This is a genomic window from Pantoea rodasii (assembly GCF_002095465.1).
GTDB lineage: Bacteria > Pseudomonadota > Gammaproteobacteria > Enterobacterales > Enterobacteriaceae > Pantoea > Pantoea rodasii.
In genome coordinates this window covers 114,806-139,642 of the sequence record NZ_MLFP01000007.1, presented here as the reverse complement: position 1 = coordinate 139,642, position 24,837 = coordinate 114,806, and the positions used below count along the sequence as shown (strand labels likewise).

Genomic DNA, 24,837 nt, shown 5'->3' with positions numbered 1-24,837 from the left:
GGGCACAGCGTAAACCTTTACCCTGCGGGAGGGTCAAGTGCTGAAACAGAATGCACCGATAAAAAGCGCGGGAATCGCCCGTTTAGGCAAATTTAGCGGAATCCCTGCAATAACTGTGCTAACGTCAATAAATTGTCCCTTGTTGAGAATCATTATGACGAAAAGCATCAAGATCCTGCTGCTGGCGGGACTCCTTGGCTTCTCCTCCACCAGTTTTGCCCTGAGCGAATCCGAAGCAGAAGATCTGGCTGACCTCACGGCGGTATTCGTATACCTGAAGAACGACTGCGGCTATCAAGATCTGCCGGATGCGCAGATTCGCAAAGCACTGGTGTTTTTCGCCCAGCAGAATCGTTGGGATTTGAGTAACTACAGCAACTACAACATGAAGTCCCTCGGTGAAGAGAGCTATAAAGATTTGAGCGGCATCGCCATTACCAATGACAAGAAATGTAAGTCACTGGCGCGAGACTCGCTGAGTTTGCTCGCTTACGTCAAATAGCCCGCTATCCCGCTCTGCTGCTGAAGATTTGACCGTGCAACCACGGTCATAATTCGCTATGCTTTTTTGCCCAATTTCATGGCGATGACATCCGAGGAGAGCCCCATCATGGCCCAAAATGAAATGTGGTATGAGACGCTTCATGCCGGATTTGGACAGTATTTCACGGTAGATAAACAACTTTATCGCGACAAAACCGCACATCAGGATCTGGTGATCTTTGAGAATGCCGCTTTTGGTCGCGTTATGGCGCTGGACGGTGTGGTGCAAACCACCGAGCGCGATGAGTTCATCTACCACGAAATGATGACCCACGTGCCGATTCTGGCGCACGGCAAGGCGAAACGCGTGCTGATTATCGGTGGCGGCGATGGTGCGATGCTGCGCGAAGTCTCACGCCATCAAACGCTTGAACAGATCACTATGGTGGAAATCGATGCTGGCGTAGTGAGCTTCTGCAAGACGTATCTGCCTAATCACAGCGCCGGTGCCTATGACGATCCACGACTGAATCTGGTGATTGATGATGGCGTGAATTTCGTTAGTCAGACCGATGAAAAATTCGACGTCATCATCTCAGATTGCACCGACCCGATCGGTCCCGGCGAAAGTCTGTTTACCTCCGAGTTTTACGCAGGCTGCAAAAATGCCCTTAATCCGGGCGGAATTTTTGTGGCGCAGAACGGCGTCTGCTTCCTGCAGCAGGACGAGGCAGTTAATAGCCATCGCAAACTCGGCCACTACTTCTCTGACGTGAGTTTTTATCAGGCGGCCATCCCCACCTATTACGGCGGCATCATGACGTTTGCCTGGGCAAGCGACAACGAGACGCTACGCCAGTGGGATGCAACGACCCTGCAATCTCGCTTTGACGATGCGGGCCTGCGCTGCCGCTATTACAATCCCGCGATTCATGTTGGTAGCTTTGCGTTGCCGCAATATCTGCTGAATGCCCTGTCGTGTGAGGAGTGACGAAATTGCAAAAGCTGAAACTACACGGCTTCAATAATCTGACGAAAAGCCTGAGTTTTTGTATTTACGATATTTGCTACGCTAACAGCGAAGCCGAACGTGATGGCTACATCGCCTACATTGATGAGCAATACAACGCCAACCGTCTGACCGAGATTCTGACCGAGACCTGTTCAATCATTGGTGCCAACGTGCTGAACATTGCGCGTCAGGATTATGAACCGCAGGGTGCCAGCGTCACCATTTTGGTGAGTGAAGAGCCGATCAACCCGCAGGATATCGACAAATCTGAGCATCCTGGCCCGCTGCCGAATTCGGTGGTGGCGCATCTGGATAAGAGCCATATCTGTGTGCACACTTATCCAGAGAGCCATCCTGAGGGCGGATTGTGCACCTTCCGCGCCGATATCGAAGTCTCCACCTGTGGGGTGATCTCACCGCTAAAAGCGCTGAACTACCTGATTCACCAGCTGGAATCTGACATCGTCACTATTGATTATCGCGTGCGCGGTTTTACCCGTGATGTGAACGGCGTGAAGCACTTCATCGACCATGAGATTAATTCGATTCAGAACTTTATGTCCGAGGATATGAAGGCAATGTACGACATGGTGGATGTGAACGTTTATCAGGAAAATATCTTTCACACCAAGATGTTGCTGAAGGAGTTTGACCTGAAGTATTACCTGTTCAATACCAAGCCCGAAGAACTGAGCCCGCAGGAGCACAAGCGCATTACCAATCTGCTGTGGAAAGAGATGCGTGAGATCTATTACGGCCGCAATATTCCGGCGACAGGATTGAAGTTGTTATAAAACCCATCCCCTTGGTAGCGGCGTGATTTATCACGCGTTCCTGAAGCTGCACAGTGGCTAACAGAAGCGCGATAAATCGCACCGCTACGTATCAGCACCCCATTAAGCCGTCAGCTGCAGCCCAATGCCACGCTCACGTAATTCGCGGCACACCACTTCATCCAGACGCGTATCCGTGACCACATCGGTCAAACTATCAATCGGCGCGGCGCAATACAGCGACCAGGAGCCGTATTTACTGCTGTCAGCCAACAGAATGCGGCGGCGCGCATTGGCCAGCAGATCCATCTTCAATCCTGCCTTGTCTTCGGTCGGCGTGGTAATCCCGCGCTCGATACTCCACGAGTTACAGCTGACAAACGCAATATCAGGATTGATGCTGCGCAGCAGGCGACGACCGTGTTCACCAATGCAGGACTGGCTGGTGTCATCAATGCGCCCACCAATGATGGTGGTTTCGATTTGCTTAAACTCCGACAGGAATAGCGCGATGTGCAGGTCGGCCGTGATCACCCGCAGCTTCAAATGGGTTAGCTGACGCGCCAGTTCCAGCATCGTCGTGCCCGCATCCAGCACCACCGAGTCGCCAGACTGCACATAGCTGGCAGCAAACTGCGCGATGGCCTGCTTTTCGGCCAGATTACGCTGCATCTTTTCCAGCGTGGTGGGCTGAGCAGGAATAAAGCGATTGAGCGTCACCCCGCCATGACTGCGGCTAATAACGCCTTCCTTGTCGAGCTTGATCAGATCGCGGCGGATGGTCGCTGGCGAAGCTGAGATCGCACTCACCAGCTGTTCTACAGTGACCAGATTATGACTTTTCAAATAGTCCATAATCTGGTCGAGACGGCTTTGTCCCTTCATATTTCCCTATGCTAGCTGCATCGCGAGTTTAATGGAGATCGCCATGCTCGCAGAGTTCGCTTTACCTGTCCAGGCGATATCAAACGCCGTACCGTGGTCCGCCGAAGTGCGGATAAACGGCAGGCCAGCGGTGATATTCACGCCATCATAAAAACCTAACAATTTCAGCGGGATGTGCCCCTGATCGTGGTACATCGCCACCACCATATCGTACTGGCCTTGCTGGCACTGCAGGAATACCGTATCCGGCGGGCACGGGCCGTAGACATCAATGCCCTTTTCTTTCATCACTTTGATCGCCGGCGCCACGATAGTGATCTCTTCATCACCAAACAGGCCGTTCTCACCGGCATGCGGATTGACGCCCGCTACCGCAATGCGCGGCTTATCATAACCCACGCGGCGCAGGAAGGTATCCGCCATGCCGATCACCGTCTGAATACGATCGCCGTTCAGGGTATCGAGGAACTTACGCAGGGCAATATGCGTGGTGACATGGATCACCTTGAGATGATCGGTGTAGAGCACCATGGCGTAGTTTTTGGTATTGGTGAGTTGCGCCAGCAGTTCCGTGTGCCCCGGATAGATATGCCCAGCCGTATGCAACGCTTCCTTGTTCAACGGTGCCGTCGCAATGGCGTGCACCTCGCCCGCCAGCGCCAGTTCGGTGGCACGCTTTACACAGCGCCAGGCCAGATCGCCGGCCTCTTTCTGTACCACGCCAGGCTTCAGGGCTTCAGGATTGGCCAGCGGTTCATCGATAACGTTGATAATGCCCGGCGCGAAGTGCGCGTCTTTTACGTTATCCAGCACGCGCAGTTCGGCCTGCGGCGTAATGTTCAAGCCCATGACCCGACGCAGCGTGCTGGCACAGCCGATCACCACCGCCGGGATCCCCGCCAGGTCGCCTTCCGCTAGCGCTTTAATGATAATCTCCGGGCTGATGCCCGCCGGATCGCCCATGGTCACCGCAATAATTTTATTCACTCGACTTCTCCTCAATGAAACGGATGGCTTCTACCAGGGTGTTTTCGTCGCCAAAGCCACCCGCTTTGGTCATCACCGGCAGGTGTAATTCGCTATTTAGCAGAACCCCGTGCGGCACACAGCCCGCCACCAGGCCCTGAATCTGGAAACCCTTGGCGCCAAGCGCCTGTGCTACCGCAATCGCCACATCACCGCCCGAGAGATACAACCCGGCAGGTAACGTATGGCGGCAAACCGTGCTGGTCAATTGGGCGAGGAACTGGCAAATGCGCTCACCCAATCGCTGACGCGAAACCTGATGCTGCTGACAGAGTTGCTCAATGTCGTGTCGCTGATCGGCATGCTGAGTGGTACGCACCACACAGTGCGCGCCGTCGCAAATAGCCTGCTGCATCGCCTGTTGCCACTCGGCGGCCTGTGGCCACGCGGGTTGGGCAAACAGTTGGCGAATATCAATATCGATAATGCGGATGTCGCGCTGCGAGGCGAGACGTGCAATCTGCTGCTGCGCGATGGCACTCATTGAGCCCACCACCGCTAACACCGGGCGCGCAGGCCGTGCGGCCAGATGTTCGCCCAGCGCGTCACCTAGCCCGGAAGCGCCCGCCAACAGGGGGCGCGTGGTTAAGGTCGCCGCAGCCGCCATGATTAAAGCGATATCCGCGTCCTGTTCGGCATCCACCACTACAAAACCCTGTTTGCTGGCCAGCACCTGCGCCAGATTGCCACCGCGCACTGTCGCCAAATCAACGGTTTCTCCCGCCATCTCACTCTGCATGTGCAGACGCGCCAGCACATGGCTGGTGGTGACCGGGGTTTTCGGATCGCTGGCGAATTCGGTATCGGTCAGACGCTGAAGGTTGATCCACACTTCACCTTGACGCGTGGTGCGGCCAAGCTTCGGCACCGCAGGCACCACCAGCGCTAAGGTTTTTCCGCTGGCAATTAAAGCGGCTTCAATTTCCGCACCGGGATTGCCACGCAAGGTGGAATCGATCTTCTTAAACAACCAACCATCCTGGGCAATCGCCTGATGCTGCTGTACGGCCAGCGTTGTACGATGCGCTGCCTCTGTTGCGCTGACTGCACGGCTATCAGTACTGATCACCAACACATCGGCGTTGTCGGCATCGTGTGGCGTGCGGCTATCGAACAGCACATGCACGCTGGCACCCGCTCGCGCCAATCCGCTACCGGCGTCATTGGCACCGGTAAAATCATCTGCGATCACTAAGATTGGCGTTTTCCATGGCTGTGAAGTCATTCTCATTCCTCTGCCGGCAGCTCGCCGTGTTGAGATTGATTATATTCAATCATGATTGATTATATGTGAGCAAGATCAAATTATTTGAAATCAATTTGCCCTATAAATTTAGGCACTGTAGTGACAGAAACCGCATTGAATGAGCAAAGTTAATCATTCAGTACGAAAAAACGCGATAAGGGTATGAAATGAATATCAACAGCACCGTGATCAGTGGCTTTCAGGCGCTTAATGACCTCAGCTATCTGCTGCAAGGTAAAGAAAAAGCGCTTCTGGTCACCGACAAGAATATCGAAGGCATTCCAGCGGTCCAGTCGCTGATCGCGCAGCTGAAGCAGCAGATCAGCAACCTGAATATTGTGAACAGCGTGCCACCGGAACCAAGCCAGCATGATGTCGCTGCCATTGTTGCGGCCTTGCCTTCTAAGGACATTGACCTGGTGATTGGTGTGGGCGGCGGCAGCGTGTTAGATGTCGCGAAACTGCTGTCCATTCTGTGCGTTGACGGCGCACCGACGCTGGATGCGCTGCTGGCCGGTGAAAAGCCGCTCACTCGCACCACTTCACTGCTGATCCCAACCACGGCAGGCACCGGTTCAGAAGCCACGCCCAACGCGATTCTGGCGATCCCGGAGAAAGAGACCAAAGTGGGCATTATCACGCCGGTGATGCTGCCGGATTATGTCGCATTGGTGCCTGAACTGACCACCAGCATGCCGCCACACATCGCCTCTTCTACCGGTATCGACGCACTGTGTCATCTGATTGAGTGTTTCACCGCCACCGTGTCGAACCCGGTGAGCGACAACTATGCGCTGATTGGCATGAAAAAGCTGTTTACCAGCCTTGAGACCACCATTGCCGAACCGGGCAACCTCGAAGCGCGCCTGAATATGCTTTGGGCCTCTTATTACGGTGGCGCATCGATTGCCCATGCTGGCACTCATCTGGTGCACGCCATGTCCTATCCGCTGGGCGGCAAATATCATCTGCCACACGGCGTGGCCAACGCCATTCTGCTGGCACCGTGCATGCGCTTTGTGCGCCCCGCCGCCGTGAGCAAATTCGCGCAGGCTTACGATTTACTGCCAGATGCCGATGCTTCACTGGATGAAGAAGCCAAATCGCACGCGCTGGTGGCGTATTTCGCCGCGCTGGTGAAACGTCTCAAGCTGCCTGCCAGTCTGGAAGAGCTGGGTATCGGCCCGGATCATCTGCCGTATCTGGTTGAAGCCGCACTCGACGTGCAGCGACTGATGAAGAATGTACCGATGAAAGTGAGCGCCGATGACGTACGAAACGTCTACCTGACGCTGTTTCCGGCTTTGAATCACTAAGGATTAATGAGGGAATCATGAGCAAGAAAATTCAGGGCGTATTAACCGCCATCGTCACCACCTTCGATAGCGAAGGTGCTTTCAATCCCGCCGCTCAGCGCCTGCAGGTGCAACGTCAACTCAGCGCCGGTAACGGCATTTTCTGTGGCGGCACCAACGGTGAGTTCTTTGTGCTCAACGAGCAGGAGAAATTAGCCGTCACCGAAACCTGCGTGGATGAAGTGAATGGCACCGCGCCGGTTGTGGCGCACATCGGTGAAATCTCCACCCGTGAAACCATCCGTCTGGGTAAGCAAGTCGCCAAATTGGGCGTGGATGCGGTTTCGGTGATCACCCCCTATTTCGTGCCGCTGAAGCAGGAAGAGCTGATTGCCCACTATCGCGCGGTGGCCGATGCGATTGAGGTGCCGCTGTATCTCTACAACATCCCCGCGCGTACTGGCAACACCCTGCAACCTGAAACCGTGCGTGCGCTGGCTTCGCATCCCAACATCATCGGCATCAAAGACAGCGCGGGCAGCTATGAAAGCCTGAGCGGTTTCCTGAAGGCTGCGGAAGGCATCGAAAACTTCAACGTGCTGACCGGCCCAGACTCGCTGATCCATCGCGGTTTTGTTGAAGGTTGTACTGCCTGTATTTCGGGTCTCGCCAACGTGGCACCGAAAGAGATCAACGCCATCTGGGCACGTTTCCACGCGGGCGACATTGAAGGTTCACGCCAGGCGCAGGAGAACATCACCGGCCTGCGCACCGATCTCTACAGCGTCGGTTTCCCACCGGCCACCGTGAAGAAAGCGGTGTCACTGTTGGGTTCGGATGTGGGCAATAGCCGCTATGCGGTGAGCTTCTCTGCCGAAGAAGAGCAGAAGATCCGCCAGATTGTGAATCAGTATTTGCAGTAACGGCCGATTGGGCAGCGGTTGCTGCCCGTACCAACACCAGGATTGGGAAAAGCTATGAAAGTTATCTGTACCTCACCCTCTTTCGCTAAATACGACGCTGCGCCAATCGACACCTTGCAGCAGCACGATTTTGAATTGATCACGCTGCCCGCCGATGCACCGCTCAGCGCGCTGGAACCGCATCTGGCCGATACCGTGGCGATGATCGTTGCCTTTACCGATGTGAATGAAGAACTGCTGGCAAAAGCGCCTCAGCTGAAGATCGTGTGTAAGCATGGCGTGGGCGTCGACAACATCAATCTGGATGCTACCCGCGCACGCGGCATTTACGTCACCAATGTGCCGGATGCCAACAAACATGCGGTGGCTGATTTCGCGTTCGCATTGATTCTGAATAGCGCACGCCAGATTACCCAGGCTGCGATTGAAACTCGTGCCGGCAACTGGCCGCGTATCTTTGCCACCGATGTCTATGGCAAAACGCTGGGGATTATCGGCCTGGGGAACATCGGTAAGCAGGTGGCACTGCGCGCCAAAGGTTTCAACATGCGCGTAATTGCTTTCGATTTTTATCCGGATGAAAAATTTGCCGCCGAGCATGGCATCGAATTCGTCAGCCTCGATCATCTGACCGAAAGCAGCGATTTCATCACGTTGCACAAGCCGCTCACCGATAAAACCCAGAATCTTTTCGATGCTGCGCGTATCAAGCGTATGAAAAAGAGTGCGTTCCTGATCAACGCCTCACGCGGGGGCATCGTCAACGAGCAGGATCTGTATCAGGCGCTGCTGGACAACGTTATCGCTGGCGCGGCTGCCGATGTCTTTGAGCAGGAACCGCTGGTGGAACATCCGCTGTTCACTCTCAGCAACTTTATCCCGACGTCGCATATTGCGGGTTACACCGACGGCGCCATCAGCGCCATTGGTGAACGCTGCGTGACGCAAATTGTGCAGTGCATCAAACAGGGCGATCGCCCAACCAACGTCATGAACGGGCTGGATTAATTTTTCTCAACACCCTACTTAATCCAAATTTTAATCCCCAGTCATTGGTGCGGTAATCCGGCGGCCCTGTCATTCATCCCGAGGAAACGAACGGGGTGAATAACGGGTTTGAAGGCTGTTACCGCGCGAAGGACACCGGGAAGGTGAAAAAAATACTATGAACAACACCTCTCGCTCTACCCGCGTTCGCTGGTGGATTGCAGGCCTGATGTGGCTGGCAATCGCCATTAACTATATTGACCGAACCGTACTCTCTGCGGCCGCCCCGCATTTGATTAAAGAGCTCGACATCAACCCTGAGATGATGGGCTTTATCATGGCGGCGTTCTTCTGGTCTTACGCGCTGCTGCAAATCCCGGCGGGCTGGTTCGCCGATCGCTTCGGTCAGAAGAAAGGCCTTGGCATTGCGGTAGCATGGTGGTCGATTGCCACCATGGCAATGGGCCTGGCAACCGGCTTTAAATCACTGCTGGCACTGCGTTTAGCGCTCGGCGTCGGTGAAGCGGCTGCTTACCCCAGCAATGCCGGTATCACCGCGCGCTGGTTCCCGGACCGTGAGCGCGCCACCGTTTCTGGTCTGTTCGACAGCGCCTCGAAGTTTGGTGGTGCCGTGGCCATGCCACTGATCGTGTTTATGATCGCCATGTTCGACTGGCGCATCACCTTCCTGGTGATTGGTGCCCTTGGCGTGTTCTGGGTTATCGCCTGGTACTTTATCTATTCGGAAAATCCGGAAGATCATAAATCCATCAGTCGCGAGGAAGTGCGCTTTATCCGTGATGGCCAGGCGCAAAAGCACGGCGATAAAAGCGTGCGTCCGATGAAATGGTACAAGCTGCTGCGCTATCGCAACATCTGGGCGATGTGTATTGGTTTCTTCACCATCAACTACACCTCTTACTTCTTTATCACCTGGCTGCCGACCTACCTGGTGAAAGATAAAGGCATGGATTTCCTTAAAATGGGGATGGTGGCTGCGCTGCCGCTGATTTGTGGCATGGTGATTGAAGTCGTGGCCGGTTGGGCATCTGATCGCATCGTGCACAAAAAGATGCTGTCGCTGACCGCCACGCGCAAATTGTTCCTGACCATTGGCCTGCTGATGGCGCTGTGCATCGGCTTCGCGCCGTTCACTGATTCAGTATTCATGACCGTGCTGCTGCTGTGTATCGCCAAATCCGGCACTACCGTGGCCGCCTCTCAGGTCTGGGCGCTGCCGGGTGATGTCGCACCGCAGAACAGCGTGTCGATTGTGGCAGGCCTGCAAAATACCGTCTCCAACATGGGCGGTGCCGTGGGTCCGATCATCACCGGCGCCATCGTCGGTGCCACCGGCCACTTTACCTGGGCGCTGGTGTTCTCTGCTGTATTAGTGGTTATCGGAATTCTTAACTACCTGTTCCTGATGGGCAAAGTTGAGCCCATCGTGGATGAGGAACAGGTGCATCATCCACATTCCGTGGTAAGCGGCGCGTAAGTGCCAAACCCGCCGCATCGTCCTGATGCGGCGTTTCCCCTACAAAATAAAAAACAATTGGAGGCGACATGTCGCTGAATTCCAATGGATCACCTGCTGCAATTGAGGCAAGTAAAGCGAAAGGGAAATTTCGTTTCGTCATTCTCACGGTGCTGTCAGTCGGCATCGCCATTAACTACATCGACCGCGCCGCCATGAGTGTCGCCATGCCGTTTATGAGTCAGGAGTTGAACTTCTCGCCCACTGACAGCGGCTTGCTGCTCTCGGCATTCTTCTGGAGCTATGTGCTGTTCCAGCTGCCCGGTGGCTGGCTGGTGGATAAGCTCGGTCCGCGCATTACCTTTGCCGCGAGCAGCCTCGGCTGGGGCTTAGCCACTGCTGCCTGCGGTCTGGCCAGCTCGATTGGCGCGCTGGTGGGCTTCCGCTTTGTTTTAGGTGCCGTGGAAGCGCCCAGCTATCCGCCAGTTCGTCAACGGTCACGCGCTGGTTCCCGCGTCAGGAGCGCAGCTTTGCCGCCGCCACCTTCAACAACGGCAGCAAAATCGGCGGCACGCTGGCGATTCCAATCATCTCTTTCCTGATCGCGCTGGTCGGCTGGCGTATGACCTTTGTGATCTCCGGTGTGGTGGCCGTTGTCTGGGCGCTGGCGTGGTATCTGTGGTATCGCGATCCGCGTGAGCATCAATCCGTGACGCGCGAGGAAGTCGAGTTCATCGAGGCCAATCAGGATCCGCAAACCGGCGACCCGATGAGCGTGCGTCAGCTGCTGGGCCAGCGCGCGGTGCAAGCGATGATGGCGGGCTTCTTCTGCATCAATTTCGTCTCTTATTTCTTCTTCACCTGGTTCCCGACCTATCTGGTGGAAACCTTCCATTTATCGCTGATGAAGTTTGGTCTGCTCGGCATGCTGCCAGGACTGGCGGCGATCATTGGCGGCTGGTGCGGGGGATTGCTGTCTGATTCGCTGGTGCGTCGCGGCTATTCGCTCAGCGTCGCGCGCAAGATCCCGCTGGTGGGCGGCATGCTCGGCAGCGCCACCATCGGCCTGGCGGCGTTTTCACCCACTGTAGGCCTGGCGCTGGCGGCACTCTGCTTTGCCAACTTCGCCGCCACCTTTGCGTCTGCCGCGCTGTGGGCACTGCCGTCTGATGTTGCCCCCAATCGCGCTAACGTCGCTACCATCGGCGGTATTCAAAACATGGCGGCCAATCTGGCAGGCATTATCTCGCCTATTCTGATTGGGGTGATCATGCAGTACACCCACTCCTTTGTGATCCCACTGGAGATTGCCGGGGTAATCGGAGTGGTCGGCGCCTTAATTTACGCATTCTGGCTGCCGCGCGTGCAGCCAATGGGCACCGATAACGCTGCCACGCTGGAAGCAAACTTAAGGAGAGAAGTATGAATGCTCGCTGGAAGCAACGCCCGGCGCACGCGACCTGGGGTGATTTCGGTCCGGACGATCAGCTCGGGCGATTGAATCTGTTGACCGCGCAGAAAGTATTGGAAGGCGTGGCGGAAGTGAAAACCGGGCAGACTTTTTGCCTGAGTTTACCGCTCGATTTGCCGGGCGGCACGGCGATGAATCCACGTCGTCCTCCGCCACAGCTCAATGCCACACGCCGCGGCGAGCATGCCAATATGACCTATCCGTTATCGCGTGATAACCCACTGCTCACCGATGTGATTTGCGATGATACCGTGACGCTGGCGCTGCAATACTCGACGCAGTGGGACAGCCTCGCGCACATGGGCCAGTGGTTTGATGTGAACGGCAACGGCGAACCGGAGATGGTGTTCTACAACGGCTATAAAGCCAATGTGGATATCGTCGGGGAAACCGATTATCGCGGCGGCTGTGGCTGCAATCACGGCAGCCATTTGGGCGCGAAGAAACTCGGCATCGAAAATGTGGCGCAGCATGGCATGCAGGGCCGCGCGGTGATGATTGATATCAAGCGTCACTTCGGCACCGAGCGGTTTGCCTTTGGTTATCCACATCTGCAGCAGATCTTACAGGCGGATGGCATCGAAGTGCGCCAGGGCGATATGGTCTGTTTCCGCACCGGCATGGATGAAGCGATTCTGGCGATGCAGGGCGAGCCGGATATGACGTTTTTGAACAGCCACTTTGCCGGATTGGATGGCAGTGATGAGCAACTGCGCAACTGGATCGTCGAGAGCGGCGTGGTGGCGCTGATTGCCGATAATCCAGCGGTAGAGATTTTACCGGCACGCCCAATGAACGATGATTTTTATCCGTCGCATCCGCTGCACGATCTGTGTCTGTTCCGGCTGGGGGTGTATCTCGGCGAGCTGATGTTACTTAGCCCGCTGGCAGATTGGCTGGCGCAGCATCAGCGCCATGCGTTTCTGCTCACCGCCCCGCCACTGCGCCTGCCGGGCGCGGTGGGTTCGCCTGCAACACCGATTGCCACCGTTTGATGTGCCAGACGGTAGCGCGGTGTCTGAGGCGGCACTGTGGCCGTGGGGAGCGCAATAAATTGCGCCGCTACGGCCTGTGCGAGTTTGAGACCGGACTGTGGCTGTGGGGAGCGCAATAAATTGCGCCGCTACGGCCAGTGCGAGATTTTGCGGTTATTTTCCCGCCAGGAATTGACGATACGCCGCGATCACCGCGAGGAAATCTTCCACGCCGCAAAATGACAGGCTCTCTTCATCGTAATACGTCATGCCCTCTTCCATGCCATCGTCTTCCAGCGCCAGCTGGTTGGCTCGGATCATCACTTCTTCTTCATCCAGCCAGATGGTGTATTCATGCCCAATACGCTGCCACTGATTGATGGTGCCTTTCACTTCACGCGCGGCCGCTTCCACTTCATCCAGCAGGGCCAGATTTTCACTGGCCTCTTCATTGAACCAGTGACCTACCGCTTCATGGTCCATCGACATACGTACTTTGACCTTACCGGTCAAATCACGCAGAAATTCATACTCCATGGGATTGCCTCGTGTAGCTAATGGCGCGACGAGCAGCACCGGTTAGGTGCATTTTGTGCGTAGCGCGCTGAATAAAGTGGGATCGCGCTCGCATTATGCCAGGTCATGCCTGAGGAAAAAAGCGCATAAAAAGGGACGATTCGCATCGTCCCCTCTTCATCCTTCGCGCCGATTAAACAGCGGTCTGGAAGATCACACCGTCAGCTTTCTCAGTGTATTGACCCAGCTGGTCAAAGTTGAGATAGCGGTAAGTATCTGCCGCCGTCTTATCAACCTGAACCATAAACTGCTGATACTCATCTGGCGTTGGCAGTTTACCCAGCAGGGATGCTACAGCTGCCAATTCTGCTGATGCCAGGAACACGTTCGCGCCGGTACCCAGACGGTTCGGGAAGTTACGGGTTGAGGTGGAAACCACCGTCGCACCGTCTTTCACACGCGCCTGGTTACCCATGCAGAGTGAACAGCCTGGGATTTCGATACGCGCACCGCTCTTACCGAAGACGCTGTAGTAGCCCTCTTCGGTGAGCTGTGCCGCATCCATCTTGGTTGGCGGCGCTACCCACAGACGGGTTGGCAGCTGACCTTTGTGCGCATCCAACAGCTTACCCGCCGCACGGAAGTGACCGATGTTGGTCATGCAAGAGCCGATGAACACTTCATCGATCTTCTCGCCCTGCACATCAGACAACCAGCGCGCATCGTCCGGATCGTTAGGTGCACACAGGATTGGCTCTTTGATGTCGGCAAGATCGATATCGATCACTGCCGCATATTCTGCATCCGCATCGCCTTCCAGCAACTGTGGATCAGCCAGCCATTTCTGCATCCCTTCCACGCGGCGCTCCAGCGTACGACGATCGCCGTAACCTTCAGAGATCATCCACTTCAGCAGCACGATGTTTGAGTTCAGGTACTCAATAATCGGCTCTTGATCCAGCTTGATGGTACAGCCAGCAGCAGAACGCTCCGCAGAGGCATCTGTCAGTTCAAACGCCTGCTCAACTTTGAGTTTCGGCAGACCTTCAATTTCTAACACGCGGCCAGAGAAGATGTTTTTCTTACCTTTCTTCTCAACGGTCAGCAAGCCAGCTTTGATGGCGTACAGCGGAATGGCGTGAACCAGATCGCGCAGCGTAATACCCGGCTGCATTTCACCTTTGAAGCGCACCAGTACCGACTCAGGCATATCCAGTGGCATGACGCCGGTCGCAGCAGCAAACGCCACCAGACCAGAACCCGCCGGGAACGAGATACCGATTGGGAAACGGGTGTGTGAATCGCCACCGGTGCCGACGGTGTCTGGCAGCAGCATGCGGTTCAGCCAGCTGTGGATGACGCCATCGCCCGGACGCAGTGAAACACCGCCACGGTTCATGATGAAGTCTGGCAGCGTATGGTGCGTGGTGACGTCAACCGGCTTCGGATAGGCTGCCGTGTGACAGAACGACTGCATCACCAGATCCGCAGAGAAACCGAGGCAGGCCAGGTCTTTCAGTTCATCACGGGTCATTGGACCGGTGGTGTCCTGAGAACCGACCGAGGTCATTTTAGGTTCGCAGTAAGCGCCAGGACGAACGCCCTCTACGCCACAAGCACGACCCACCATTTTCTGCGCCAGTGAATAACCACGGGTGCTGGCGGCCACATCTTTCGCTTGCACGAACACTTCGCTGTGCGGCAGACCCAGTGACTCACGCGCTTTGGTGGTGAGGCCACGACCGATGATCAGTGGAATACGACCACCGGCACGCACTTCATCCAACAGCACGTCAGTCTTCAGTTCGAAGGTGGCGAGCAGCTCGTCGGTTTCGTGATTGCGTACTTCACCTTTATACGGGTAAACGTCGATCACATCGCCCATTTCCAGGCGATCAACGTCCACTTCGATCGGCAGTGCACCGGCATCTTCCATGGTATTGAAGAAGATAGGCGCGATTTTACCGCCAAGGCACAGACCGCCGCCTTTTTTGTTCGGCACGTAAGGAATGTCATCACCCATAAACCACAACACCGAGTTGGTGGCGGATTTACGTGAAGAACCGGTACCCACTACGTCACCGACGTAGGTCAGCGGGAAGCCTTTCTTCAGCAATGATTCAATCTGCTTGATAGGGCCAATGTTACCAGCATCGTCGGGTTCGATGCCTTCACGGGCGTTTTTCAGCATGGCCAACGCGTGCAGTGGAATATCCGGACGAGACCATGCATCCGGCGCCGGAGAGAGGTCGTCGGTGTTGGTTTCGCCGGTCACTTTGAACACGGTGGTGGTGATTTTTTCGGCCAGCTTAGGACGCTTCAGGAACCATTCTGCATCGGCCCATGACTGGATAATTTTCTTCGCGTGGGGGTTACCCGCTTTCGCTTTCTCTTCGACATCGTAGAAGTTGTCGAACATCAGCAGCGTGTGGGACAGGGCTTGCGCGGCAATCGGAGCCAGTGCTTCATCATCAAGCGCTTCGATCAGGGCATGGATGTTGTAGCCACCCTGCATGGTGCCCAGCAGTTCGACTGCTTTTTCGCGAGTAACCAGAGGAGAGAGGGCTTCACCCTTAACTACTGCGGCCAGGAATCCGGCTTTAACATACGCCGCTTCATCAACACCTGGCGGGACACGGTTGACCAATAGGTCGGTCAGGAATTCTTCTTCACCCGCTGGCGGGTTTTTCAGCAGTTCAACCAGCGCGGCCATTTGGGAAGCATCTAACGGCTTAGGTACGATTCCCTGGGCAGCACGCTCGGCAACGTGCTTACGGTATTCTTCTAGCACGACGTTCTCCTCGCTCTCATTGTATAGCTTTCCGGTACACCCCTTGAGCTGTCAAACAGTAGGGTGAGGTGCCCGGTTCCGCGTCGGCCAGCATAGCAGCATTTCGGCTGATTGTTAATCTGTTTACAAAAAAGCAACATCCGCGCGTTATTTAGCAGATTTCGCTAAGTGTTGAGCAGGATCACAAAAAAAAGCAGGCAATGGATGCCTGCTTTTCATGACGTGAAGCGTAAAAACTAGCGGTCAACCATCTCGAACTCGCTGGCGTTGTAACGTTCACCCTGAATATTTTTAGCATCAAATAGCGTGTCTAACGCCGTGAGATCGGCCGCTTTCAAAGTCAGGGACGCTGCGGCGCAGTTCTGTTCCAGATTGGCGATTTTACTGGCGCCTGGAATCGGCACGATAAACTCACCTTTCGCCAACACCCACGCCAGCGCCAGCTGTGCTGCCGTTGCATCATAACCTGCAGCCATCTCTGACAGTTGATTCACTAACTTCTGGTTATGCGCTTGTGCATCCTGCTGGAAACGTGGCAGGTAGCGGCGGAAATCGTCTTCAGCCAGCGTTGACGCAGCCGGGAATTTTCCAGTAAGGAAACCGCGTCCTAACGGACTGTATGGCACAAATCCAATGTTGAGTTCGCGGCAGGTTGCCAAAAGGTCCTGTTCTGGATCGCGCGTCCACAGCGAGTATTCGCTCTGCAAGGCTGAAATAGGATGTACCGCCTGCGCACGGCGTAAAGTGGCGGATGAGACTTCCGACAGACCGAGGTACTTCACTTTGCCTTCACGCACCAGATCCGCCATCACGCCCACCACATCTTCGATCGGTACGGCAGGATCGAGACGATGTTGATACAACAGTTCAATGGCCTCAACACCCAGGCGCTGCAACGAGCCTTCTACCGCGCGACGAATGTGTGCTGGCTCGCTGTTGGCACCGGTAATACGCTCCCAACCTTCGCCCTGCTCGGTGATGCGAAAACCAAACTTGGTCGCGACCTTGATATCACGACGACCCTTAATGGCTTTCGCCAGCAATTCTTCATTGGTGAAAGGACCGTAGACTTCCGCGGTATCGAGGAAATTGACGCCCAGCTCAAATGCCCGTGCCAGCGTGTTTAACGCCTGCTTCTCATCATTTTGACCATAGGCGAAGCTCATGCCCATGCAACCTAATCCTAATGCTGAAACCTGTAATCCCTGATTGCCTAATTGACGTTGCTGCATTGATTTATCCTCTTCGCGGTTAGTGATAATGTTATAAACCTCAACAATCACGGCAACAATTGCGGTGATTTCGTCGATTTAGTGAGTGAAATTCAGCAATGAACAACTATCGTGCATCGATGCAGGAACTGGAGATGTTTGCCGCCATCGCGCAGCATCTAAGTTTCGTAAAGCGGCCGAGGAGCGTAACGTCACGCCCTCTAGCCTGAGTCACGCCATGCGCAATTTTGAAGCGCGCCTCGGCGTGCGCCTCCTGAACCGCACCACGCGTAAAGTGGCGCTGACTGAAGCCGGAGAGCGTTTTCTGCAGCGTATTCAGCCTGCGCTGGCTGATTTATCGCAGGCCGTAGATGAGCTTAATGACTGGCGCAGCGACCCGCGCGGCGTGTTGCGCATTAGCATGCCGCGTTCGGCGGAGGCGCTGTTCTTTCAATCCCTGATATTGCCTTTTGTGCAACGCTATCCCGAAATCACGTTGGAAATTGACAGTAACGATGCACTGGTCGATATCGTGGAGAGTGGTTTTGATGCCGGCGTGCGCTATGGCGATGTGCTGGCGCAGGATATGATCGCGCTGCCTTTCGGGCAGCCAATGCGCGCACTCGCCGTGGCCAGTCCGGCCTATCTCGCTCTGCATGGCACCCCACAGACGCCGGCCGACCTGCTAAATTTCCCCTGCATTGAGCGACGCTTTCCCAGCGGACGTCGTTATCGTTGGGAGTTTTGGCAGGATGGACGCAAACAAGAAGTGGCCGTAAAGGGCTCACTGGTGCTGGATAATAATGACCGCATTCTGCAAGCAGCCCGCGCGGGATTGGGTATCGCCTTTTTACATCAGGAGGCGCTCAATAAGGCGTTAGCCAAGGGGGAGTTAATTGAAATCCTCGCGAATTATACGCAAGTCGAAGAAGGATTCTGGCTCTATTATCCCAGTAGACATTATCTCTCTGCGCCATTAAGACATTTCATTGATTGGGTAAAACGCATCAACAATTAATTAGCCAAACGCTTAATGACTTTAAATAATGACGACAAATAAAAGTAAAAAGGTTAAATTAAAAATAACGAGAGATTAAACGTGAAATAAGAAATAAAACGCGTAGACTGCCTGCGGGCGCTTGAGGCAATCTGCCTTAAGCATTATTCATTGAGGTGGGTTGTGGAGTGAGAAACTCATGCGGTCAATTTTCATCAACCGCACGAGCAGGCAACTACCCACAACACATAAGCAATGTTAGGGTAGTTGCTTGCTCGTGCTAATGCAAGGAGTAAGTGATTATGAAGTTATCATTCAGCAAGCTGATTATCGGCGGGCTCATGCTATTCGTGTTGTGTCTGATTAGTCGTAATACACTCTGTGAATTGCGATTTAAGATATTCACTGCTGAATTATCTGCGGTAATGGCTTACGAAGTTAAGCAGTAACGCTTCATTAGCAGGGGTTCGCCCCTGCTATTTCCGGCATGGCTGATGCGTTAGCTCCAGCGCCTTATTTATCGATTCAATTAAATAGAACCCGTAATAAAAAACGGCTCCATCAAGGAGCCGTTTATTTTATTTAGCGCGAAAACTTATTTCTTTTTCGCTTTCGGGTTTGGCAGGTCAGTAATGCTACCTTCAAACACTTCAGCCGCCAGGCCAACAGACTCATGCAGCGTAGGGTGCGCGTGAATGGTCAGTGCGATGTCTTCTGCATCACAGCCCATTTCGATCGCCAGACCGATTTCACCCAACAGCTCGCCGCCGTTGGTGCCGACAATCGCACCACCGATCACACGGTGAGTTTCTTTGTCGAAGATCAGTTTGGTCATACCGTCTGCGCAGTCAGAAGCGATAGCACGGCCAGAGGCTGCCCACGGGAAGGTGGACACTTCGTAGCTGATGCCTTTCTCTTTCGCTTCTTTCTCAGTCAGACCTACCCAGGCAACTTCTGGCTCAGTATAGGCAATAGAAGGAATCACTTTCGGGTCGAAGTAGTGCTTCAGACCGGAGATCACTTCTGCTGCCACGTGGCCTTCGTGCACGCCTTTATGCGCCAGCATTGGCTGACCGACGATGTCGCCGATAGCAAAGATGTGTGGCACGTTGGTACGCAGCTGTTTGTCGACGCGGATGAAACCACGATCGTCAACTTCCACGCCCGCTTTACCGGCATCCAGACCTTTGCCGTTTGGCACACGGCCAATCGCCACCAGCACTGCGTCATAACGCTGCGCTTCAGCCGGAGCTTTTTTGCCTTCCATCGATACGTAGATACCATCGTCTTTCGCTTCAACAGCGGTCACTTTGGTTTCCAGCATCAGGTTGAATTTTTTGCTGATACGCTTGGTGAAGACTTTCACCACGTCTTTATCGGCAGCAGGGATAACCTGGTCGAACATCTCAACCACGTCGATCTCTGAACCCAGCGCGTTATACACGGTGGCCATTTCCAGACCGATGATGCCGCCGCCCATAACCAGCAGACGCTTAGGCACTTCTTTCAGTTCCAGCGCATCGGTTGAATCCCACACGCGTGGATCGTTGTGTGGAATGAATGGCAGTTCGATTGGGCGTGAGCCCGCAGCGATGATTGCGTTATCGAAGTTGATGGTGGTTGCGCCACCCTCACCTTCCACCACCAGGGTGTTCGCGCCGGTGAATTTACCCAGACCGGTAACCACTTTCACTTTACGGCCTTTCGCCATACCGGCCAGACCGCCAGTCAGTTGGGTGATAACCTTTTCTTTCCAGGTACGAATCTTGTTGATGTCAGTTTGCGGCTGGCCAAACACGATACCGTGCTCTTCCAGTGCTTTCGCTTCTTCGATCACTTTCGCAACATGAAGTAGCGCTTTTGACGGGATACAGCCCACGTTCAGACAAACACCACCGAGGGTGCTGTAACGCTCAACGATTACGGTTTCCAGACCTAAATCAGCGCAACGGAAGGCTGCAGAGTAACCTGCAGGACCTGCCCCAAGTACCACGACTTGAGTTTTAATCTCTGTACTCATCATGACCTCTTATTAGATTGCCGGCGGTCAAAAGCGAGCCCGTCCCAGGCTCCGCATGCCCTTTATCCACCGGGACATTTCACCGCAAGAGTTTACAGAATTGTTAATAAACTGCCAACCGCGGCAACATTGAATGCTTACAACAAGGCCGGCATTTGCCGGCCTTGGTTAACTTCACATCACCAGACGGCGAATGTCGGACAGTGTGTTGTTGATAATGGTGATAAAGCGCGCACCATCAGCACCGTCGATCACGCGGTGGTCGAAGGAGAGTGAGATTGGCATCATCAGACGCGGTTCAAACTCTTTACCGTTCCACACCGGTTCCATCGCAGACTTAGACACACCGAGGATCGCCACTTCTGGCGCATTCACGATAGGTGCAAAGTGCGTGGTCCCCAAACCGCCGAGGCTGGAGATGGTGAAGCAACCGCCCTGCATATCGCTAGCCGTCAGCTTGCCATCACGCGCTTTCTTAGAAATCGCCATCAGCTCACGAGACAGTTCAGTGATGCCTTTCTTGTTCACGTCTTTGAACACTGGAACCACCAGACCGTTTGGCGTATCAACCGCCACACCGATGTTGATGTATTTCTTCAGCGTCAGTTTCTGCGCATCTTCAGACAGTGAACTGTTGAAGCGTGGCATCTGCTCCATCGCAGCGGCAACGGCTTTCATGATGAACACCACAGGGGTGAACTTCACATCCAGCTTACGTTTTTCTGCTTCGGCGTTCTGCTGTTTACGGAATGCTTCCAGATCGGTGATGTCGGTTTTGTCGAAGTGCGTAACGTGCGGGATAACCACCCAGTTACGGCTCAGGTTAGCGCCTGAGATTTTCTGGATACGGCCCAGTTCCACTTCTTCGACTTCGCCGAACTTGCTGAAGTCCACTTTCGGCCAAGGCAGCAGACCCGGCAGGCTTCCGCCACTTGCCGCTGCAGCCGGTGCGGTTTCCGCACGCTTCACCGCATCTTTCACGTAAGACTGCACGTCTTCTTTCAGGATGCGACCTTTACGGCCGGTGCCTTTGACTTTCGCCAGATTCACACCGAACTCGCGCGCCAGGCGACGAATCACCGGGGTAGCGTGGATGTAAGCGTCGTTCTCAGCAAACTCGCCTTTTGCTTCAGCTTTTGCCTGTGGCGCAGCAGCAGGTTTTGCCGCCGCTGGCGCTGGGGCCGCTTCTTGCTTAGCCGCAGGTGCCGCAGCAGCAGGCGCAGCGCCTTCTACTTCGAACACCATGATCAGTGAACCGGTGTTCACTTTATCGCCGGTGGACACTTTCAGCTCTTTGACGATACCTGCGAATGGCGCAGGCACTTCCATTGACGCTTTGTCGCCTTCCACCACGATCAGTGACTGTTCAGCAGTGACTTTGTCACCCACTTTCACCAGCACTTCAGTGACTTCAACTTCATCGCCGCCGATATCAGGCACGTTGACGTCTTTCGCGCCACTTGCCGCTGCAGGGGCTGCTGCTGGAGCCGCTTCCTGCTTCGCTGCTGGGGCCGCCGCCGGTGCTGAACCTTCCGCTTCGAAGATCATGATCAGCGAGCCGGTATTCACTTTATCGCCAGTCGCGATTTTGATCTCTTTCACCACGCCCGCGAACGGTGCTGGCACTTCCATTGAAGCTTTGTCGCCTTCAACGGTGATCAGCGATTGTTCAGCCGCCACGGTGTCGCCGACTTTTACCAGAATCTCAGTGATTTCGACTTCATCACCACCGATGTCCGGTACGTTCACTTCTTTGCTCACTGCAGCAGCAGCCGGCGCAGGCGCGGCTTCTGCTTTTTTCTCTTCTGCGGCCGGTGCAGCTGCTGCTGCGCCCTCTGCTTCAAAGATCATCATCAGTGAACCGGTATTCACTTTGTCACCGGTAGAGATTTTAATCTCTTTAACCACACCCGCCTGCGGCGAAGGGACTTCCATGGAGGCTTTGTCACCTTCCACGGTGATCAGCGACTGTTCCGCTTCAACGGTGTCGCCCACCTTCACCAGAATTTCGGTGACTTCAACTTCGTCTGACCCGATATCCGGTACGTTAATTTCGATAGCCATTACTCTCTTACCTCTTAAGCCAGACGCGGGTTAACTTTATCGGCGTCGATATCGAACTTGGTGATCGCTTCTGCTACCACTTTCTTATCGATTTCGCCGCGTTTAGCCAGCTCACCCAGCGCAGCAACCACAACATACGATGCATCCACTTCGAAGTGGTGACGCAGGTTTTCACGGCTGTCTGAACGACCGAAGCCATCGGTACCCAGAACGCGATAATCGCTTGAAGGTACATAGCTACGAACCTGTTCTGCGAACAGCTTCATGTAGTCCGTTGAGGCAACAGCTGGCGCTTCGTTCATCACCTGAGCGATGTACGGTACGCGTGGTGCTTCGGTCGGATGCAGCATGTTCCAGCGCTCACAATCCTGGCCATCACGTGCCAGTTCGGTGAACGAGGTCACGCTGTATACGTCAGAACCGATGCCGTAGTCGTTAGCCAGAATCTGCGCCGCTTCACGCACGTGACGCAGGATAGAACCTGAACCCAGCAGCTGCACTTTGCCTTTGCTACCGTCTACCGTTTCCAGCTTGTAGATACCCTTACGGATACCCTCTTCCGCACCCTGCGGCATCGCAGGCATGTGGTAGTTTTCGTTCAGCGTGGTGATGTAGTAGTAGATGTTTTCTTGCGCTTCGCCGTACATACGCACCAGACCATCTTGCATGATGACCGCAACTTCGTACGCGTAAGACGGATCGTAAGAGATACAGTTCGGGATAGTCAGCGACTGAATGTGGCTGTGACCATCTTCGTGCTGCAGGCCTTCGCCGTTCAGCGTTGTACGACCTGAGGTGCCGCCGACCAGGAAGCCGCGCGCCTGTTGGTCGCCTGCCAGCCACATCAGATCGCCGATACGCTGGAAGCCAAACATCGAGTAATAGATGTAGAACGGAATCATCGGCAGGTTGTTGGTGCTGTAAGAGGTCGCCGCCGCCAGCCAGGATGAACCTGCGCCCAGCTCGTTGATCCCTTCCTGCAGAATCTGGCCTTTCTCGTCTTCTTTATAGTAAGCAACCTGCTCACGGTCCTGCGGGGTGTACTGCTGACCGTTCGGGCTGTAGATACCAATCTGACGGAACAGACCTTCCATACCGAAGGTACGTGCTTCATCCGCAAGGATTGGCACCAGACGATCTTTGATCGACTTGTTCTTCAGCATCACGTTCAGAGCACGCACAAACGCGATAGTGGTTGAGATTTCTTTGTTCTGCTCTTCCAGCAGCGGTTTGAACTCTTCCAGCGTCGGCATTTCCAGCTTCTCGCTGAAGGTTGCCTGACGGGTTGGCAGATAACCGCCCAGTTTTTCACGCTGACCGTGCAGATAGTTGTACTCATCCGAACCTTTATCGAAGGTCACGTATGGCAGTTTTTCGATCTGATCGTCAGCCACTGGCACATTGAAGCGATCGCGGATGTAGCGAACGCCATCCATGTTCATCTTCTTAACCTGGTGCGCAATGTTTTTACCTTCGGCAGTGTCACCCATACCATAACCTTTAATGGTATGTGCCAGGAGCAGCGTTGGCTGACCTTGGGTGTCCTGCGCTTTTTTCAGTGCCGCGTAGATTTTTTTCGGATCGTGACCACCACGGTTCAGCGCGAAGATCTCTTCGTCTGACCAGTCTTTCACCAGTGCAGCCGTCTCCGGATATTTACCGAAGAAGTGCTCACGCACGTACGCACCATCGCGGGATTTAAAGGTCTGGTAATCGCCATCAACGGTTTCGTTCATCAGCTGGATCAGTTTACCGCTGGTGTCCTGCTTCAGCAGTTCATCCCAACGCGCGCCCCAGATCACTTTGATCACGTTCCAGCCAGCACCGGCAAAGATGCCTTCCAGCTCGTTGATGATTTTGCCATTACCGGTAACCGGGCCATCAAGGCGCTGCAGGTTACAGTTAATGATGAACACAAGGTTGTCCAGCTTCTCACGGGTGGCGATAGTGATCGCACCTTTAGATTCTGGCTCATCCATCTCGCCATCGCCGAGGAAGGCGTAAACGGTCTGGTTCGCGGTGTCTTTCAGGCCGCGGTGATGCAGATATTTCAGGAACTTGGCCTGATATATCGCATTCAATGGACCCAGGCCCATGGAAACGGTTGGGAACTGCCAGAAGTCCGGCATCAGTTTCGGATGCGGGTAAGAAGACAGACCTTTACCGTGCACTTCCTGACGGAAGTTGTTCATCTGCTCTTCAGTCAGACGGCCTTCAAGGAAAGCACGTGAGTAGATGCCCGGAGAAATGTGACCCTGGAAGTAAACCAGATCGCCGCCGTCTTTATCGCTACGTGCGCGGAAGAAGTGGTTGAAGCACACTTCATAAATGGTGGCAGAAGACTGGAATGAAGAGAGGTGACCACCCAGCTCCAGATCTTTCTTCGACGCACGCAGGACCGACATAATGGCGTTCCAGCGAATTGCGGAACGGATACGACGTTCAAGAGAGGTGTTGCCCGGATAGTCCGGTTCATCTTCAACAGCAATAGAGTTGATGTAGTTACTGATAGCCGACGCACCGCCTGCCACTTTCACGCCACCTTTGCGTGCTGTGTCCAATACCTGATCAAGCAGATACTGCGCGCGCTCAACACCTTCTTCACGGATGACCGATTCGATCGCCTGTAGCCAGTCACGAGTCTCGATCGGATCCACGTCATTCTGTAAACGTTCTGACATGGGGT

General features: G+C 54.5%; 18 protein-coding genes and 2 pseudogenes. 11 read left to right on the top strand and 9 right to left on the bottom strand.

From position 1 onward, the window contains the following. Positions 1-154 precede the first annotated feature (154 nt). The 3 genes from HA45_RS11840 to speD all read left to right on the top strand — a co-directional run bounded on the left by HA45_RS11840 (position 155) and on the right by speD (position 2,289). Complete coding sequence (locus HA45_RS11840; RefSeq protein WP_007888732.1) at positions 155-502, top strand: YacC family pilotin-like protein; 348 nt, start codon at positions 155-157, stop codon at positions 500-502. 108 nt (positions 503-610) lie between these two features. Beyond that, a complete protein-coding gene (gene speE / locus HA45_RS11835; RefSeq protein WP_100704622.1) occupies positions 611-1,474 on the top strand; it encodes a polyamine aminopropyltransferase in 864 nt (287 codons plus the stop codon). Between the two features lie 5 nt (positions 1,475-1,479). After that, positions 1,480-2,289, top strand: a complete 810-nt coding sequence (gene speD / locus HA45_RS11830; protein WP_100704621.1) for an adenosylmethionine decarboxylase — start codon at positions 1,480-1,482, stop codon at positions 2,287-2,289. A 102-nt stretch (positions 2,290-2,391) separates the two neighbouring features. On the opposite strand, the gene HA45_RS11825 is transcribed toward speD, so the two are convergent. From HA45_RS11825 to dtnK, 3 genes are read right to left on the bottom strand one after another with little or no spacing between them, the layout of a single operon-like run. Continuing rightward, positions 2,392-3,153 (bottom strand): DeoR/GlpR family DNA-binding transcription regulator, encoded by a 762-nt coding sequence (locus tag HA45_RS11825; RefSeq protein WP_100704620.1) that lies wholly within the window; start codon positions 3,151-3,153, stop codon positions 2,392-2,394. 6 nt (positions 3,154-3,159) lie between these two features. After that, complete coding sequence (locus HA45_RS11820) at positions 3,160-4,140, bottom strand: D-threonate 4-phosphate dehydrogenase (protein WP_100704619.1); 981 nt, start codon at positions 4,138-4,140, stop codon at positions 3,160-3,162. Further along, entirely contained in the window at positions 4,133-5,404 is a 1,272-nt protein-coding gene (gene dtnK, locus HA45_RS11815) for a D-threonate kinase (protein WP_100704618.1), read from the bottom strand. Before dtnK ends, HA45_RS11820 begins: the two co-directional genes overlap by 8 nt. A gap of 188 nt (positions 5,405-5,592) precedes the next feature. On the opposite strand from dtnK, the gene HA45_RS11810 reads away from it, so the two are divergent. The 6 genes and pseudogenes from HA45_RS11810 to HA45_RS11785 all read left to right on the top strand — a co-directional run bounded on the left by HA45_RS11810 (position 5,593) and on the right by HA45_RS11785 (position 12,573). Next, positions 5,593-6,741 (top strand): iron-containing alcohol dehydrogenase, encoded by a 1,149-nt coding sequence (locus tag HA45_RS11810; protein WP_100704617.1) that lies wholly within the window; start codon positions 5,593-5,595, stop codon positions 6,739-6,741. A 17-nt stretch (positions 6,742-6,758) separates the two neighbouring features. Then, a complete protein-coding gene (locus HA45_RS11805; RefSeq protein WP_100704616.1) occupies positions 6,759-7,643 on the top strand; it encodes a dihydrodipicolinate synthase family protein in 885 nt (294 codons plus the stop codon). Between the two features lie 54 nt (positions 7,644-7,697). Continuing rightward, positions 7,698-8,651, top strand: coding sequence for a phosphoglycerate dehydrogenase (locus HA45_RS11800; protein ID WP_100704615.1), 954 nt, complete (start codon positions 7,698-7,700; stop codon positions 8,649-8,651). 157 nt (positions 8,652-8,808) lie between these two features. Beyond that, a complete protein-coding gene (locus HA45_RS11795; protein ID WP_100704614.1) occupies positions 8,809-10,128 on the top strand; it encodes an MFS transporter in 1,320 nt (439 codons plus the stop codon). 68 nt (positions 10,129-10,196) lie between these two features. After that, positions 10,197-11,533, top strand: a pseudogene (locus tag HA45_RS11790) (MFS transporter). Next, entirely contained in the window at positions 11,530-12,573 is a 1,044-nt protein-coding gene (locus HA45_RS11785) for a cyclase family protein (protein ID WP_100704612.1), read from the top strand. Before HA45_RS11790 ends, HA45_RS11785 begins: the two are co-directional and overlap by 4 nt. A 153-nt stretch (positions 12,574-12,726) precedes the next feature. Here HA45_RS11785 and yacL read toward each other — a convergent pair whose 3' ends face one another. The 3 genes from yacL to HA45_RS11770 form a co-directional block, all read right to left on the bottom strand. Then, on the bottom strand, positions 12,727-13,089 hold the full coding sequence (gene yacL / locus HA45_RS11780) for a protein YacL (RefSeq protein WP_100704611.1): 363 nt from the start codon (positions 13,087-13,089) through the stop codon (positions 12,727-12,729). 172 nt (positions 13,090-13,261) lie between these two features. Beyond that, positions 13,262-15,859 (bottom strand): bifunctional aconitate hydratase 2/2-methylisocitrate dehydratase, encoded by a 2,598-nt coding sequence (acnB, locus tag HA45_RS11775; protein WP_100704610.1) that lies wholly within the window; start codon positions 15,857-15,859, stop codon positions 13,262-13,264. A gap of 236 nt (positions 15,860-16,095) precedes the next feature. Further along, the gene (locus tag HA45_RS11770; protein ID WP_100704609.1) at positions 16,096-17,091 is read right to left on the bottom strand and encodes an aldo/keto reductase; all 996 of its coding nucleotides are present in this window, start codon (positions 17,089-17,091) and stop codon (positions 16,096-16,098) included. Between the two features lie 98 nt (positions 17,092-17,189). On the opposite strand from HA45_RS11770, the pseudogene HA45_RS11765 reads away from it, so the two are divergent. Both HA45_RS11765 and HA45_RS29025 read left to right on the top strand, forming a co-directional pair. Next, positions 17,190-18,088 (top strand): annotated as a pseudogene (locus HA45_RS11765) (LysR family transcriptional regulator). Positions 18,089-18,369: 281 nt separating this feature from the next. Continuing rightward, positions 18,370-18,516, top strand: coding sequence for a Hok/Gef family protein (locus HA45_RS29025; RefSeq protein ID WP_100704607.1), 147 nt, complete (start codon positions 18,370-18,372; stop codon positions 18,514-18,516). 146 nt (positions 18,517-18,662) lie between these two features. Here the strand turns inward: HA45_RS29025 and lpdA are convergent, their stop codons facing one another. The 3 genes from lpdA to aceE form a co-directional block, all read right to left on the bottom strand. Beyond that, the gene (gene lpdA / locus HA45_RS11755; protein WP_038650261.1) at positions 18,663-20,087 is read right to left on the bottom strand and encodes a dihydrolipoyl dehydrogenase; all 1,425 of its coding nucleotides are present in this window, start codon (positions 20,085-20,087) and stop codon (positions 18,663-18,665) included. 174 nt (positions 20,088-20,261) lie between these two features. Beyond that, on the bottom strand, positions 20,262-22,151 hold the full coding sequence (gene aceF, locus HA45_RS11750) for a pyruvate dehydrogenase complex dihydrolipoyllysine-residue acetyltransferase (RefSeq protein ID WP_100704606.1): 1,890 nt from the start codon (positions 22,149-22,151) through the stop codon (positions 20,262-20,264). Between the two features lie 14 nt (positions 22,152-22,165). Then, on the bottom strand, positions 22,166-24,832 hold the full coding sequence (gene aceE / locus HA45_RS11745) for a pyruvate dehydrogenase (acetyl-transferring), homodimeric type (protein ID WP_100704605.1): 2,667 nt from the start codon (positions 24,830-24,832) through the stop codon (positions 22,166-22,168). Positions 24,833-24,837 lie beyond the last annotated feature (5 nt).

Coding starts and splice junctions, on each gene's coding strand:
- HA45_RS11825 (WP_100704620.1), bottom strand. CDS start 3,153: ATGAAGGGACAAAGCCGTCTCGACCAGATTATGGACTATTTGAAAAGT.
- HA45_RS11840 (WP_007888732.1), top strand. CDS start 155: ATGACGAAAAGCATCAAGATCCTGCTGCTGGCGGGACTCCTTGGCTTC.
- aceF (WP_100704606.1), bottom strand. CDS start 22,151: ATGGCTATCGAAATTAACGTACCGGATATCGGGTCAGACGAAGTTGAA.
- HA45_RS11770 (WP_100704609.1), bottom strand. CDS start 17,091: ATGCAGCAACGTCAATTAGGCAATCAGGGATTACAGGTTTCAGCATTA.
- HA45_RS29025 (WP_100704607.1), top strand. CDS start 18,370: ATGAAGTTATCATTCAGCAAGCTGATTATCGGCGGGCTCATGCTATTC.
- HA45_RS11805 (WP_100704616.1), top strand. CDS start 6,759: ATGAGCAAGAAAATTCAGGGCGTATTAACCGCCATCGTCACCACCTTC.
- lpdA (WP_038650261.1), bottom strand. CDS start 20,087: ATGAGTACAGAGATTAAAACTCAAGTCGTGGTACTTGGGGCAGGTCCT.
- aceE (WP_100704605.1), bottom strand. CDS start 24,832: ATGTCAGAACGTTTACAGAATGACGTGGATCCGATCGAGACTCGTGAC.
- dtnK (WP_100704618.1), bottom strand. CDS start 5,404: ATGACTTCACAGCCATGGAAAACGCCAATCTTAGTGATCGCAGATGAT.
- speE (WP_100704622.1), top strand. CDS start 611: ATGGCCCAAAATGAAATGTGGTATGAGACGCTTCATGCCGGATTTGGA.
- HA45_RS11800 (WP_100704615.1), top strand. CDS start 7,698: ATGAAAGTTATCTGTACCTCACCCTCTTTCGCTAAATACGACGCTGCG.
- HA45_RS11785 (WP_100704612.1), top strand. CDS start 11,530: ATGAATGCTCGCTGGAAGCAACGCCCGGCGCACGCGACCTGGGGTGAT.
- yacL (WP_100704611.1), bottom strand. CDS start 13,089: ATGGAGTATGAATTTCTGCGTGATTTGACCGGTAAGGTCAAAGTACGT.
- HA45_RS11810 (WP_100704617.1), top strand. CDS start 5,593: ATGAATATCAACAGCACCGTGATCAGTGGCTTTCAGGCGCTTAATGAC.
- HA45_RS11795 (WP_100704614.1), top strand. CDS start 8,809: ATGAACAACACCTCTCGCTCTACCCGCGTTCGCTGGTGGATTGCAGGC.